The organism is Ferrimonas futtsuensis DSM 18154, assembly GCF_000422645.1.
GTDB classification, from domain to species: domain Bacteria; phylum Pseudomonadota; class Gammaproteobacteria; order Enterobacterales; family Shewanellaceae; genus Ferrimonas; species Ferrimonas futtsuensis.
In genome coordinates this window covers 1-13,883 of sequence record NZ_AUGL01000008.1, presented here as the reverse complement: position 1 = coordinate 13,883, position 13,883 = coordinate 1, and the positions used below count along the sequence as shown (strand labels likewise).

The following is a 13,883-nucleotide window of genomic DNA, read 5'->3' as shown; positions in this document are numbered from 1 at the left end:
TCTCGGATTACAGTCCCAGTGCGGCGCGCTTACGGCGGATCACCTCCACCAGCTTGTCACCGGCGGCGTCCGGGTCGGTCTCTACCAAGAAGTAGCCACCAAACAGCTGCTCGGCGCCCTGGGTCATGAGATCGGTGACCACCTGAGAGCCGGTCACCTGGGGCATGGTGCCCAGATGAGTCGGCAGCCCCAGAGCCACCGACCAGGAGGCGATGGCCACCGCCTTCTCCGACATCGCTTCCGGCGCCGAGGCCACCAGAGGCAGATCGCTCAGGTCCAGATCCAGGCGTTTCGCCAGGGCGGTGGCCAGGGTGACGGCACGGCTGTTGTCCACACAGGAGCCCATGTGCAGCACCAGGGGCAGAGGCCCGCCCAGACCGGCGGCTTCGCCGATGGCGGTTAACACTGCCTTGAGGCCGTCTCCGGCGTAGGTTTCGGTGGCCTGCTGGTTCATCAGGCCGTTTTTGGCAAAGGCGCCGGCGCCGCAGCCTGTAGCCAGCAGCAGCACGTTGTTGGCGGCCAGCTTCTTGGCAATTTTCTGGTAGCTGTCGTCCTGAACGCTCTGGGTGTTGTTGCAACCGGCGAACAGGGCGATCCCCTGGATATTGCCGTTGGTAAGGTTGTCCAGCAGCGGCTTGAGTGGATCCTCGGCGTCCACCTTGGCAAGCGCCTCCACCACCGCCTCGGCAGAGAAGCCCACCACGGCGGTACGCTTGATGTTCGGAATGTTGATCTTCTTCGGATCCCGGCGACGGAAGGCGTCGATGGCCAGACGAATCACCTGGGAGGCGTTCTCTCTGGCGTCCTCCTCGCGGAAGGGCACATGGCGGGCCCCCTGCATCTTGTTGTCCCCCATGGTGGTGATCACCTCGGTGTGGAAACAGTCGCCCACCTGGGGCAATGACGGCATGATGCACTGCACGTCCACCACCATGGCGTCCAGGGCGCCGGTGAGGATCGCCATCTCCTGGCTGAGGTAATTGGTGGCCAAAGGCACACCGTGGCGCATCATCACCTCGTTGCCGGTGCAGCAGATGCCGACGATGTTGATCCCCTGGGGGGCACCGGCGGCGATCGCTTCCTGGTTCAGCTCGTCGGCCATCTCGCAGATCACCTCACTGAGCAGGGGGTTGTGACCGTTGACGGCGATGTTGACTGCGGAGGCGTCGATCACACCGATGTTGGCTTCGGTCACCACCGGAGAGGGCGTGCCGAACATGGCGTCGGAGAGCTCGGTGGCCAGGGTCATGCCGTTGAAGTCCGCCAGGGCGCCTTTTACCCCGCCCAGGAACAGGTTGGTGGGGTCGGCGTCGCAACCGATGTGGGTGCGGGCCATGATCTGGGCCACGGTGGCATCGATGTTGTGGGGCAATGCGTGCAGGGACTCCAGCTTCTGCAGCCGCTTGGGTGGCAGGCTGGCTCGGATCCAGCGACATGGGGTGTGGTGATCCTGGTTCTGATAATCCTCCAGGGTCAGGGTGGCCACTTCGTGGGCCAGGGAGAGGGTGTCGCGACCGGTGGTGTCGATGCCCAGCCGCTGGGCCAGGGCGTCCAGTTTCTTAGGGTCGCGGATGGAGTAGGCGGGCAACTCCCCCTTACCGACCCGCTGCATCGCCAGGGCGATATGACGGCCGTGCTCTGAGTGAGCGGCGGCACCGGCGGCCATCATCCGCACCACGTTGCGGGCGGCGATGGTGTCGCGGTTGGCGCCGCAGATCCCCTCGCTGGGTCCGTCACCGAAGGGATCGATGCGGCAGGGCCCCTTCCAGCACACCCGGCAACACAGACCCAGAGAGCCAAAGCCACACTGAGGCTGCTGCGCCTGATGGCGGTCGAATACGGTGGCGATCCCCTCTCGCTCGGCCACGGGGCAGAGGGCGGCAACCGCCTGATCTACAGATTTCACTTTAATTTCCATCAGGGTTTCCTCAGTGTCAGGGTCATGTGTTTCTGGGATTGGGCCAGCTCTTTGGCACGGGCCTGGATCAGCGCCGCCCGGTAGGCTTTCATCTCCACCAGACGGATCGCCTTGGTGGGACAGGCTTCGACACAGGCGGGGTCACTCTTGCCGGTCTCTGCCCGCCAGTCACGGCAGAGATCGCACTTGAGTGCCACTCCCTGATTGTTGCTGCCGTCGGCCTGCCGATGACCGTCGCGACGCACCGTGATGGCACCGAAAGGACAGACCATGACGCACAGCTTGCAGCCGACACAGCTCTCCTCGGTGATCTGTACCTGACCATCCTGCTGACGACAGGCGCCGGTGGGACACACCATGGTGCAGGGGGCGTTTTCACATTGACGACACTGCATCGGCATCATCACCTCGTCGCTGACCACCACCTTGGTGCGGGAATGGAGAGGCTTGCGCTCGCGCACCGCCTCCAGCAGACTCCCGCCACCGTGGGCCACCGCACAGGCAAGCTCACAGCTATGACAACCCAGGCAGCGCTCTGCGTCGGCATAGATGATGACGTTTTCCGTTTCTCTCATAGCTTTCGCCTTCTTCAGATCTCAAAGCTCTCAATGAACAGCTCCTCGCCCTGAGTCAGTTGCAGTGACGCACTGTCACAGCCGGGGCAGCGGAAACAGAACCGCCGCACCTCGAACGACTCAGAACACTCGAGGCAGGTGGCCCGGGCCTCCACGGTGTCGATCACCAGTTCCGCCCCCTCCAGTACCGTGTCCCTGACAAACATCTCGAAGCAGAAACGCAAAGAGTGGGGTTCCACCGCCTTTAATCGACCCACCTTGAGGGTGACCCGGCTGACCGAGCCCACCCCAAGCTCTGAAGTTCGGCTCAGCAGTATCTTCACCAGCCCTTGGGTTAAAGCCGCTTCATGCATTGCCGTGTCTCCTGAACAACGTTGGGTTCACAGGCATGAAACCCCAGGGGAAAGGGGATTACTGTCGGCTGGATGACAGATGGCGTTGGGGAGGGAAAAAGTGGGAGCCTGCGCAGGCCGCAGGCAAAAAAAAGCGCCGGCGGATGCCGGCGCTTTAGTGCGGTAATACCAGGGGTTAAGGCTTCTTGTGGGCCACCTTGTACTTATGGCAATCGATGCAGGTCTTGCCCATCTTGTCCATCTTCTGGTGCATCTTGGCGGCGACCTTCTTCTGTTTGCCGAAGTTCATCCGCTCTACATCGTGGCAGGTGCGACACTCACGAGAATCGTTGGCTTTCATCTCGGCGATGATGCGGGCGGCACCATCTTTCTTGTAGGCGAGGAACTCATCCTTGGTGGTGATCTCCCCCTTAAGCTCCAGGTAAACCTCCTTCATGGCGGAGATCTTGCGGATCATCTTAGGCACGAACTCCTTGGAGACGTGGCAATCGGCGCAGTTGACCACCATGCCTGAGGCACTGGTGCCGTGCTTACTCATCGCCACCTCTTCGGCGGCAAAGGAGGGCACGTGACAGTTCACGCAGAAGGCGTCACTGCTGGTGGCGTGCAAAACGGTATTGAAACCCACGGTTCCGACGGCGCCGACGGCCACCGCCAGGAAGGCACCCAGGGGAATACCCAGTAACCATTTGGATTTAGGCTGCTTCCACAGTTTGGACCAACCGGATTCTTGTTGGTTGTTGTTCATCTCTCATCCTCAAAAAAACAAGCCGCGTCAAAGGGAAGCGGCAAGACAAAATCTGTGTGAGGCGATTTTAATGAGGGTAAAAATGCAACATAATGACCGAAATCACAGAATAACCACCTGGAATAGCGTTCGCCTCACAGCCTGAGATCCCGGTCATCTTTTGGACCGGCCGCCAACTGCTCGGCACGACCGAAACCAGACCTAGGCTTTATCTTTTTCAAATCAGTACCTAATGTTGAATGAGTCGGGTTCAATGTCAGTATTTTTTAACATTACTGACGGCGAACTGAACTGCACTCACTGTTTTTGCAATATCAAGTTTAAACTTTTGCAATTGTTGACGTTGATCACGACGGGTAACTGGAAGTCTGGGGTATCTTCGTGGTGTTCATTATGCATACCCAAATTTAGGTATATGCATGAACAACCTAAACATTGCAGGGAAAAAGTAATGATGATGATGATGAAACCCAACGCCCTATGGCGCGCCATGGCCTTTGCTGGCCTGGGTGCCGTAGCCCTGAGTGGTTGCGGCAGCGACGGTTCCGATGGATCCAATGGTGAAGATGGTCAGCCCGGCCCCGTCGGCAAACCTGTCTCCTCCGCCTCCGCTGTTGTAAGCACTATCACAGGTGCCAGCTTTGATGATGCCGGCATTCTGACCCTTAACTTCTCCTTGGCTGACGCCAACGGAGTCGCCCTCTACGGCTTGAAAGATATCGATATCGCCGGTGTCTCTCTGGGCCGTATCGGTAACGAAGATGAGATCGGATCCACCGACATCGAGGGCGAGCCCCGCGATGTGTGGCTGAGCTACTACACCAAGACCAAGGGTGAGTTTGACGGCGAAACCCTGTTCGCAGGGTCCGGTTACTTCTCCGGACTCTCCTATCGTGGTGATGTGAACTGTACCGACTGTCTGACCGACAACAACGACGGTACCTACACCCTGGTGACCAAGGGCACCAAGCCCGACGGCTCCGCCTACGAGGTGGCCATCAACACCAACGATCTCTACAGCGTCAAGACCGACGTCACCCATGGTGTCTACATGGCCATCAAGGTACGTAACGACGACGCCAGCGAGATCCACCTGCCTAATGGTGACTATCTCAACACTGCCGGCTTCTACTACTGGCTGCCCAGCGCCGACACAGTAGCAGAACGTCCCAAGCACGTGATTGCCAATGAGACCTGTGAAAGCTGTCACCGCCCCGGTCATGACGGCAACCTGGGTAACATGCACCACCCGGGCAAACACACCCTGATGGACTCCTGTACCTTCTGTCACGTGGAGTTCAACGAGTACCAGACCAAAGACGATGACGGCAATGTCATCGGCAAGCACGATGGCTCCATCAAGGGCATCGCCCACGAGTTCCACAGCCACTCCTTCTTCGCCGACGATGGCCTCTATCCTCAGAACGCCGCCAACTGTCAGACCTGTCACCAGGCTGATGAAGCTGTGGCCAATGCGGATGCCTGGACCGCCGACAAGGACACCGCCACCTGTCTGAACTGTCACGACAGCCAGTACGGCGTGCCCAGCTGGCACTGGGACGCGGAAAACAGCCAGATCGGTGAAAACTACCAGAACTGTGTCTCCTGTCATGGTCAGGGTGCCCGTGGCGCCGAAGCGGCCCACTACGACGCCAACGCCAACGCCCGCTCTACCGAGTTGAAGGTAAGCTTTGACTCCATGACCGTGGCCGTCGACGGCTCCTCCATTACCACCATCTTCAAGATCATGGATGGTGAGGATATGGTGCCTCTGAGCCAGATCGATCCGCGCCCCTACAAGTACGGCGGCTTTACCAGCGCCATCGTGCTGAACGGCGTACTGGGTGACGACTTCCTGGTGAACTACCAGAAGGTCGGATTCGATACCTTCACTCAGTTGGGTGACGGTCGCATCCAGTCAGTCATCAGCGATGCGGACTTTGCAGTGAAAGAACTGGTCGACGCCGGCGCCACCATCGCCCTGAGCAGCCAGATCCACGTCTGCTTCGGCAGCAAGGGCAAGCGTGAAGACTGTGTGGTCGACGCGGAAGGCAACCTGGACGGACAGGAAGCGCCCTACCTGGTGAGCGACACCTTCTACTTCCAGCAGGACGGCGCTGCCGTGGCCGACACCCCGCGCATCCAGCATGCCGAGATGACCGCCTGTCAGGATTGTCACACCACCGCCATCAAGCACCGTTACACCAACGACATGGATGGCTGCGCCACCTGTCACAACGGCACTCGTGACAAGAAGGGCACCGGGTCCTCCAACCTGGCATACATCGTACACAGCAAGCACTACATCGGCGGCTTCTTCAAGAAGACCGACTGTGCCACCTGTCACGGTGACTCCGGCTTCTCCCTGAGCCTGATCCCCGCCAGTGCTGCACCAGTAGCGTTCGGAACCACCGACGGCGGCCGCTTCGACCCGGCCACCAACGAGCAACTGCTGGTGTCGCCGCAGACCGCGGCCTGCGTGAGCTGTCACCTGCCTCCATACGGCCTGAGCGACTCCACCGTGGCTCACATCAAGGCGATGGGCGGCGTGATTGACCACGACGGTGACATCAATACCATCGGCGTGCCATCCAGCAGCTACCCAGCTCAGGTTGAAGAGACCTGCTCTACCTGTCACAGCGACAGCCAGGTCCTGGAAGCTCACGCCAACTGGAGCTCCAGCCACTAAGGCATAGACCCTAACGTTGAAGCGGCCCCCTGGGCCGCTTTTTTTTTGCGGTCAATTTCTGCCGGGCGAAATTGTTTCAAAATGTCTGTAAAGATCGACAAAAAGGGAAAGATTGACCAAATTTTATTGGGAATGCCGCTCTTTAAACTCGGTTTTTCAGACTTAAAAGCAGACCTGCCCAGGCTTTTCGCTGAACCCCGACTGAACCGGCTGTAAACGCCGTTCACATTTCCCTTTTTTGCAACTAAGTTATTGCCTAAGTGAAATTTTTCACTTACTCCTTTCTGGGTAGAGCAATGTAAATCGCTGATGCAAGTCACAGTATTTATGAGAGGAAGTTGATATAAATTGCATTGAATAGGCGCACAACTGAATCTTAATCAAGGCAGTAAGCGTCACTTGGTAAGGTGGTTAACAAAAAACCATCTCCAAAAGCAGGGAAATGATAATGATGATGATGAAAACCCCCAACTGGCGCCTGATGGCTACCGCAGCGGTAGTCAGTGCAGCGCTGTCCGCCTGTGGCGGCTCCGACGGTAATGATGGCAATGATGGCAACCCCGGTCGTCCCGGCGGTGAGCCAGCCACCGAAGTCAACCAACTGAACCTGTCCGTTACCGAAGTCAGCTTCGACAATGGCCTTCCTGTCTTCAAGGTGCTGGCCACCAACGAAGAGGATGAGTCCGTTGTCGGTCTGCAGGGCATGAAGATCAACGTAGCTCAGCTGCTGCCCGCCGGTCACAAGACCGTTGGTGACAGCACCATGTGGCAGGTTGCCGGTCACGACAGCAAGTACGGTGCTGCCGAGATCGTCGACGAGAAGAACGGCTACTACAGCGTCACCTTCTCCGCCCTGGAAAAGGCTCAGCTGGATCCTGACTTTACTCGCCGCCTGAACGTGATCGTTCCTGCCGGCACTCTGGTAGACGGCACCACTACAGTTCCCCAAGCGGAAGTGGCCTTTGATTACAATGCAGCCGGCGCCGCCGCCGACTACACCCGCAACATCGTAGCCATCGACTCCTGTGCCACCTGTCACGGCGAAGGCATGGCGATTAAGCACAGCTACACCAATCCACAGACCTGTGCCACCTGCCACGACGGCATGAAGGCAGACGGTGGCCGCACCAGCCGCAGCCTGACCGTTCTGGTTCACGATGTGCACCAGGTTGCCGCCGAAGCCGGTGAATACCCCACCGACCGCGCCGCCTGTAACGTCTGTCACCTGACCTCCGAGCCAGAGGCCGACCTGGCCCTGACCGAATGGGGCAACTGGTCCATGGTCCCCACCAAAGAGACCTGCTCCAGCTGCCACACCAATAATGCTCACATCACCGAGCAGCCTGACAGCTCCACCTGTGCCACCTGCCATACCGCAGAAGGCACCGGCGTAGTGGCCGGCACCATCGACGCCCACCTGGGTGAGTGGAACGACGCCGCCAAGGTGATTGCCCAGTGGGGCACCGATGTTCAGATGAGCTACGTGGCTGCAGACGACAGCGTCAACGTTACCGTCTCCATCCTGGACTCCGCAGGCACCAAACTGGATGCCTCCGAAGTGCTGACCAGCATCGAGCGCCTGGAACTGACCACCAACATCGGCCCCAACTTCCCAGTTCTGGGCTACGGCCAGAAGAGTGGCTTTAATGCGGTTGAACAGGGTGAACTGGCCAATGGCGCCACCATTGTTGAGGGCAGCATTGTTGCCAACACCGGAACCTTGGCGTTCGGCAGCGGCGACGCTGACACCGCCTTTACCTTTGTTGGTCTCTCCGCCTGCTCCAAAGATGGCCAGATCATCAGCTGTGAAGGCCTGCCTCTGGACGACACTGGACACTCTCTGGATGAGAACTTCACTGGTATGAAAGCCAACCTGGCCTTCGTCACCAAGTCCGGTGAGGCTGCCTCCATGCGTCACACCGACTCCCTGGACTTCGCCAAGTGTGAAGGCTGCCACAACGAGAACTTCCAGATTCACAAAGGTACCCACCACCCTGGTTTCGTCATGGGTGACCTTGTTGAAGGCCTGGACGGTTGTGTAAGCTGCCACACCCCTGAAGGCACCTACTCCTACGCCAACCAGGGCGCCTTCGAGCAGAAGCTGCACGTGACCCACAAAGGCAAGGCCATCGTTGGTGACTGTGCCCAGTGCCACACCAGCTTCAACCTGGACTCCTTCAAGAAGAAGGACGTGATCAACACCGGCATCGTTGATGGCGGCAGCGGCTTCAACCCCGCCGACGCCCGCTACGGCACCCCGATCACCGCCACCTGCGCCAGCTGTCACGATTATGAGGGCGCCATCAGCCACATGACCGGCGGCACCTTCGGCAACGGCGTATACAACGGTGAGAAGGCGGATGCCCAGCTGGCCGTGTCCGCTGAGAACTGCCTGGTCTGCCACGCTCCCGAAGTGGTGAACCACGGCAACGTCAAGTTCTAAGGCGTTGGGGAGGGCTCAAGCCCTCCCCCTGTTCGGATCACAGTTAGGAATACGTTATGAAACAGATGAAATGGTTAACCCCCCTGGTAGCCGGCCTCGCCCTGCTCACCGGTCTGGGTGCAACCGCCGCGCCCTGGGACAAGATGCCCGACGCGGAAGTGGAGCAGATCCTGGACACCAAGTTTGCCGAGGGTAAATACTCCAAGAAGGGCGCCGACGGCTGTCTGATGTGCCACAAGAAGAGTGACCAGGTGATGGCGATCTTCGACGGCGTTCACGGCAGCACCAACAGCAGCAAGAGCCCGATGGCCGGCCTGCAGTGCGAAGCCTGTCACGGTCCCCAGGGCAAACACAACAAAGGTGGTAAGGAGCCGATGATCCAGTTCGGTGCCGACGCCCCCATCCCTGCAGCCAAACAGAACAGCGTCTGCCTCTCCTGTCACCAGGATGGCGAACGCATGGCCTGGCACTCCTCCACCCACAACCTGGAAGAGGTCGCCTGCGCCTCCTGCCACAAGGTACACACCGACAAGGATCCCATCCTGGATCGTCATACCGAAGTGGACACCTGCACCGCTTGCCACAGCCGTCAGAAAGCGGACATGAACAAGCGCTCCTCTCACCCACTGAAGTGGGCGGACATGAGCTGCACCGACTGTCACAATCCGCACGGTTCCATGTCCGAAGCGGCTCTGAACCAGGTCTCTGTCAACGACAACTGCTACCAGTGTCACGCCGAGAAGCGCGGCCCTTTCCTGTGGGAGCACGCTCCTGTGACCGAGGATTGCTCTCTGTGTCACAACCCTCACGGCAGTGTTAATGAAGGCATGCTGACCAACCGTGCTCCTCAGCTCTGTCAGCAGTGTCACACCAACCCTCACAGTGGCAACAGCATCAACGGTAAGCCCAGCGTGTTTACCTCCGGTCAAAGCTGTTTGAACTGCCACAGCCAGATTCACGGGTCTAACCACCCTGCCGGCAAAGCGCTGCAGCGCTAAGGAGAGGGAAGCATGAGATTCAGATATAACCTGATCACCCTGGCCCTGGCCGGCGTTTCCGGCATGGCAATGGCGGGTGGTTACAGTATCCAGGAAGCCAACCTGGACAAGGTCAACACCGACAAATGGTCCTGTAAGCGTTGCGTCGTCGAGTACGGTGCTCAGGGCAGTGTTGGCGTCGCCGCCGGTGCGGTGGACAGTGAGAACGAGCGCTCTGCCAACTACTTCGGGGCAGAAGACGGCGCCTTCGGTGCCTTTAACTCTGACCTGAAATACACCTCAGAGTCCGGCTATGGCGCTTCACTGGAAGCCCGTAACCTGGGCATGGACAATGGCGAAGCCCGCCTGGCTGCCGGTCACGGCGACACCTGGAACGTGGCGGTAGAGTACGGCAAACTGGTGACCGTGAAGAACGACCACGCCCAGTCCAACTACTCCGTCGTTGGCAACACCTGGGTCGCAGGCGATCTGCAGGAGCAGACTCTGGAAACCGAGCGCGAGCGCTATGGTGCCGAGTTGAGCTTCGGTGGCGAGATGTGGCAGACCTATGCCAACTTCCGTCGCGAAGATAAGAGCGGCCTCCAGAAAGCCTCCATCTGGGGTGGAACCCCCACCAACGTCGCCAAGCCGGTAGACAGCAGCACCGACACCTGGGAAGCCGGGGTCAAGCTGCAGGGTGAGCAGTGGTTTACCCAGCTGGCTTACCTGGCCTCCAGTTACGACAACAAGGTGGACGTGCTGAAATTTGGCGCGGTTCAGGGTGCCTATCAGGATGCCCCGGACAACGACGCCTACCAGGTGATGGCCAATGGCTTCTACAGCTTTGGCCGCACCCAGGTTTCTGGCCGCGTCGCCTCTGGTGAGATGACTCAGGATCAGGACCTGCTGGTGGTCAACAACGGCATCGCCGGTTTCGACGGCAAGATCGAGACTCTGGATGCCAACCTGAAGCTGACCTCCATGGCGACCAACGCCCTGCGCCTGACCGCCTCCGTGGACTACAGCGAGCGTGACAACTCCTCTGACATCCTGGTGACCGAACTGGCTCTGGATCCCAACTCCGGCGACGCCGCCGAGTACCAGGCCTACGACGTGGATCGCACCACCTACAAGCTGGGTGCAAGCTACCGCATCGCCCGCGGCTACCGGGTGGATCTGGGTTACGACCGCAAGGAGGTAACCCGCAGCGCCCAGGATCGTGAAGACACCACCGACGATGCCGTCTGGGGTCGTGTTCGTGTGACCGCCTTCGACGCCTGGGACATCGCCCTGAAGGGTGGCTTCTCCAGCCGCGACGGTTCCACCTACCGCGTCACCGGCGACAACAACGACCTGATGCGCCGCTACAACGTGGCGGACCGGGATCGCAGCGAAGTGGAACTGCGCGTCAGCCACACCCCTCTGGACCGTTTGACCGTAGACTTCAGCGGCTACTACGCCCTGGATGACTACGACAAGTCCGAAGTGGGCCTGACCGAAGCCGAGGATTATGGCTTTGACGCCACCCTGGCGTTCCAGCACACCGAGCGTTTCAACACTCACCTGTTCTTCGGCAAACAGTGGATCTTCTCCGAGCAGTCCGGCTCGGTGTCCGGTCCCGCCAGCTGGGATGCCAAAGTTGAGGATGAGTTTGAGCACTTCGGCCTGGGCTTCACCTACAGCGGCCTGATGGCAGAGAAGCTGGTACTGGGCGGCGACTATGTCTACGCCGACTCCAACAGCGACACCACCTCAGGCTTCAGTGAGTACGACGGCTACTTCGCCACCAGCTACAACCTGAACCTCTACGGCACCTACGCGGTGAACACTGCCCTCTCCCTGAGGCTGGACTACCGCTACGAGCGCTACGAGGACGCGGACTACGCCGCCATTGAGCAGGATACCCTGCCCAATCTGGTGACCCTGGGTGATCTCAACAGTGACTACAACGCCCACATGGTGATGTTGTCCGTCAACTATAAGCTGTAACCCAGTCCCTGAATCAGAAAGGCCGGTCACTGACCGGCCTTTTTTTTGCCTCTGAACCCCTTCTGAACCAACTCCCGATAGTTTTGGCGATTTCTTGAGCAAAGCCGGCCCCATCGGTATTCTGCCCTGGCTGGCGCTGAGGCGTCCTAATCTGGGCCAAGGAGTGGACCTTCTCACCCCCTAAGAGGAGATACACCATGACCGACTTGACTGTACTGGGCAATCCCGCCTCCATGGAGTTTGTGAAGCTGGCTTTCCTGGCAGGGCTGCCGCTGCTGGCCTACCTGATGTACGACATCATCAGCATCGACCGCCAACCCAGGCTGTGGCAGATGCAGACGAAAAAAAACCGGCCCTGAGGCCGGTTTTTCCGTTTCCGTCATTCACCCTTGAAGCGGCTGTCCGCCACATAGGGATTGAGGCGACGCTCGCGGGCAATGGTGGAGTTGGGGCCATGGCCTGGCACAAACTCCGTCTGTTCCCCCAGGGGCCAGAGCACCTGGGTGATGGAGCGAATCAGATCAGTGTGATTCCCCCCCTCAAAGTCGGTACGCCCCACGGAGCCGGCGAAGATCAGATCGCCAACAAAGGCGATGCCCTGTTCGCGATTATGGAACACCAGGTGGCCTGGGGTGTGGCCCGGCGTGTGCAACACCTCCAGGGTCACGCTGCCCACCTGAATGCGATCCCCCTGTTCTAGGTAGCGCTCGGGCACAAAGGCCTCGACCATGGGAAAGCCATAGGTGCGCGCCTCCTCGGGCAACATGTCCAGCAGGAACTGGTCATCCCGATGCGGCCCCTCAACCGGCACGCCCAGTCGCTCGGCCAACACGCACGCCGCCCCAACATGATCGATGTGACCGTGGGTCAGCAGCACCCGCTCCAGGGTGAGCCCCCTCTCTTCGATGGCATTGAGCAACAGCTCGGCATCGCCGCCGGGATCGATGATGGCCGCCCTGTTGGTCTGGCGACACCAGAGCAGGGAGCAGTTGGTTCGGTAGGAGCTTACCTGTAGCACCTGATACTTCATTGTCACACCTCAAATCTTGCAGTGGCGCAAGCCTACCATGGCACGCCCCCCTTGGCCGGAACGACGCTTAGGGGAAGCACAGATCTTTGATCCCGAACGCGAATTCGCTTTCCCAAGGCACAAAAAAGGGCTGTGTCTTATGTAACTGTTGCACCCCACCCAGCAACTTCGCTAAGACACTGCCTTTGATTCAATTGGTACCGGTAGCGGTCCAGCATTCGGTGCCATCCCAAGTAGTTGTGCAGATATTTAGTCGCTACACCTCGAAATCGCACCATCCAACTTTTCAATCGACTGTCGTAGGCGTTCACATTCTGTATGTGGAATGGCCCTCGCTTTCTCGGCCCTGATGCCTTAATCGTTTCATGCTTTATTCCCGCTCTTTTCGCGTACGCAGCGTAGACCGATGCCCTGTCGGTACATAGACAAGCATCCATCGATAACACCGAACTCAGGGCGGCACCGACATGTTTTGCATCAAGTCTTTCCAGCATGAAATCCGCAGTTTGCCCAGACCTGTCTCGCACAATGAGAACAGAAACCTGGTCTTCGCTTCCTCCACCTTTGGTTTTACTTACTCCGCCGCGGACGCGGGCAGGTCGCTCTAACGTTTTCTGGCCTTTGTTCGACTTCAGAAAGAAGGTTTCATCGGCTTCAACGATACCATGCTCTTGGGTAGCTTGTTTGTTGGCAATGAACTTGAGAAACCGGTGGCGCCAGAGAAAGGCCGTGTTCTTGTTTATTCGGCACTCTTTTGCAGAGCGCCGGACGGTGAAGCCATCAATCAAACACTGAGCATACGCCAGCCAATGCTCCTTTTTCCGCAAGCGAGCCAAGGGAGTGCCAGTTAATGGGTTGAAGGTTTTGCTACAGGACTTGCAACGATATCGAGGAAGACCGTGGCTTGAGCCCCAAGGACGCAACTCAACAGAGTGGCAATGGGGACAACTATCTGGATGATTCTCTATGAGAAATGCGCTGGCAGAGGCGCCATCAAAGCAAAGAAGATTGAGTAGCTGTTCGCGCTGGCTTGGCGACAGCTCCTCAATATGGTGAAGCAACTGTGTGAATTGCTGCTGTTTCATACCTGAACTCCCAAAGCGGAGAGGTACCTTAAGTATACGCCTTCAACAGCTAACTAAAACACAGCCCAAAAAAGCC

Annotated in this window: 11 protein-coding genes; 5 read left to right on the top strand and 6 right to left on the bottom strand. The window is 58.7% G+C overall.

What is annotated here, in order from left to right:
• Nucleotides 1-7 precede the first annotated feature (7 nt).
• From cooS to G505_RS0106265, 4 genes are all read right to left on the bottom strand, one after another.
• A complete protein-coding gene (gene cooS / locus G505_RS0106280; protein ID WP_028108799.1) occupies nucleotides 8-1,918 on the bottom strand; it encodes an anaerobic carbon-monoxide dehydrogenase catalytic subunit in 1,911 nt (636 codons plus the stop codon).
• Complete coding sequence (locus G505_RS0106275) at nucleotides 1,918-2,493, bottom strand: 4Fe-4S dicluster domain-containing protein (protein WP_028108798.1); 576 nt, start codon at nucleotides 2,491-2,493, stop codon at nucleotides 1,918-1,920. The genes cooS and G505_RS0106275 overlap by 1 nt, the downstream gene beginning before the upstream one ends.
• A 14-nt stretch (nucleotides 2,494-2,507) precedes the next feature.
• On the bottom strand, nucleotides 2,508-2,846 hold the full coding sequence (hypA, locus tag G505_RS0106270) for a hydrogenase maturation nickel metallochaperone HypA (protein ID WP_028108797.1): 339 nt from the start codon (nucleotides 2,844-2,846) through the stop codon (nucleotides 2,508-2,510).
• Nucleotides 2,847-3,021: 175 nt separating this feature from the next.
• Nucleotides 3,022-3,594 (bottom strand): NapC/NirT family cytochrome c, encoded by a 573-nt coding sequence (locus G505_RS0106265; RefSeq protein ID WP_028108796.1) that lies wholly within the window; start codon nucleotides 3,592-3,594, stop codon nucleotides 3,022-3,024.
• A 451-nt stretch (nucleotides 3,595-4,045) separates the two neighbouring features.
• On the opposite strand from G505_RS0106265, the gene G505_RS0106260 reads away from it, so the two are divergent.
• From G505_RS0106260 to G505_RS23000, 5 genes are all read left to right on the top strand, one after another.
• Nucleotides 4,046-6,283, top strand: coding sequence for a multiheme c-type cytochrome (locus G505_RS0106260; RefSeq protein ID WP_028108795.1), 2,238 nt, complete (start codon nucleotides 4,046-4,048; stop codon nucleotides 6,281-6,283).
• 448 nt (nucleotides 6,284-6,731) lie between these two features.
• Nucleotides 6,732-8,726 carry an OmcA/MtrC family decaheme c-type cytochrome gene (locus tag G505_RS0106250; RefSeq protein WP_028108794.1) on the top strand — a complete coding sequence of 665 codons (1,995 nt, stop codon included), beginning with the start codon at nucleotides 6,732-6,734 and terminating at the stop codon, nucleotides 8,724-8,726.
• Between the two features lie 65 nt (nucleotides 8,727-8,791).
• Nucleotides 8,792-9,724 (top strand): DmsE family decaheme c-type cytochrome, encoded by a 933-nt coding sequence (locus G505_RS0106245; protein ID WP_028108793.1) that lies wholly within the window; start codon nucleotides 8,792-8,794, stop codon nucleotides 9,722-9,724.
• Nucleotides 9,725-9,736: 12 nt separating this feature from the next.
• Complete coding sequence (locus G505_RS0106240) at nucleotides 9,737-11,692, top strand: MtrB/PioB family decaheme-associated outer membrane protein (protein WP_028108792.1); 1,956 nt, start codon at nucleotides 9,737-9,739, stop codon at nucleotides 11,690-11,692.
• Nucleotides 11,693-11,889: 197 nt separating this feature from the next.
• Nucleotides 11,890-12,051, top strand: a complete 162-nt coding sequence (locus tag G505_RS23000; protein ID WP_157509077.1) for a hypothetical protein — start codon at nucleotides 11,890-11,892, stop codon at nucleotides 12,049-12,051.
• A 20-nt stretch (nucleotides 12,052-12,071) separates the two neighbouring features.
• Here G505_RS23000 and G505_RS0106225 read toward each other — a convergent pair whose 3' ends face one another.
• Both G505_RS0106225 and G505_RS0106220 read right to left on the bottom strand, forming a co-directional pair.
• Nucleotides 12,072-12,722: an MBL fold metallo-hydrolase gene (locus G505_RS0106225; RefSeq protein WP_157509076.1), complete on the bottom strand. Its 651-nt coding sequence runs from the start codon at nucleotides 12,720-12,722 to the stop codon at nucleotides 12,072-12,074.
• 137 nt (nucleotides 12,723-12,859) lie between these two features.
• Complete coding sequence (locus tag G505_RS0106220) at nucleotides 12,860-13,807, bottom strand: IS1595 family transposase (protein WP_028107711.1); 948 nt, start codon at nucleotides 13,805-13,807, stop codon at nucleotides 12,860-12,862.
• Between the last annotated feature and the right edge of the window lie 76 nt (nucleotides 13,808-13,883).

Bases quoted from the DNA above. Each gene is read 5' to 3' on its own strand.
- G505_RS0106240 (WP_028108792.1), top strand. From the start codon at position 9,737: ATGAGATTCAGATATAACCTGATCACCCTGGCCCTGGCCGGCGTTTCC.
- G505_RS23000 (WP_157509077.1), top strand. From the start codon at position 11,890: ATGACCGACTTGACTGTACTGGGCAATCCCGCCTCCATGGAGTTTGTG.
- G505_RS0106250 (WP_028108794.1), top strand. From the start codon at position 6,732: ATGATGATGATGAAAACCCCCAACTGGCGCCTGATGGCTACCGCAGCG.
- G505_RS0106260 (WP_028108795.1), top strand. From the start codon at position 4,046: ATGATGATGATGATGAAACCCAACGCCCTATGGCGCGCCATGGCCTTT.
- G505_RS0106265 (WP_028108796.1), bottom strand. From the start codon at position 3,594: ATGAACAACAACCAACAAGAATCCGGTTGGTCCAAACTGTGGAAGCAG.
- G505_RS0106275 (WP_028108798.1), bottom strand. From the start codon at position 2,493: ATGAGAGAAACGGAAAACGTCATCATCTATGCCGACGCAGAGCGCTGC.
- hypA (WP_028108797.1), bottom strand. From the start codon at position 2,846: ATGCATGAAGCGGCTTTAACCCAAGGGCTGGTGAAGATACTGCTGAGC.
- G505_RS0106225 (WP_157509076.1), bottom strand. From the start codon at position 12,722: ATGAAGTATCAGGTGCTACAGGTAAGCTCCTACCGAACCAACTGCTCC.
- cooS (WP_028108799.1), bottom strand. From the start codon at position 1,918: ATGGAAATTAAAGTGAAATCTGTAGATCAGGCGGTTGCCGCCCTCTGC.
- G505_RS0106245 (WP_028108793.1), top strand. From the start codon at position 8,792: ATGAAATGGTTAACCCCCCTGGTAGCCGGCCTCGCCCTGCTCACCGGT.
- G505_RS0106220 (WP_028107711.1), bottom strand. From the start codon at position 13,807: ATGAAACAGCAGCAATTCACACAGTTGCTTCACCATATTGAGGAGCTG.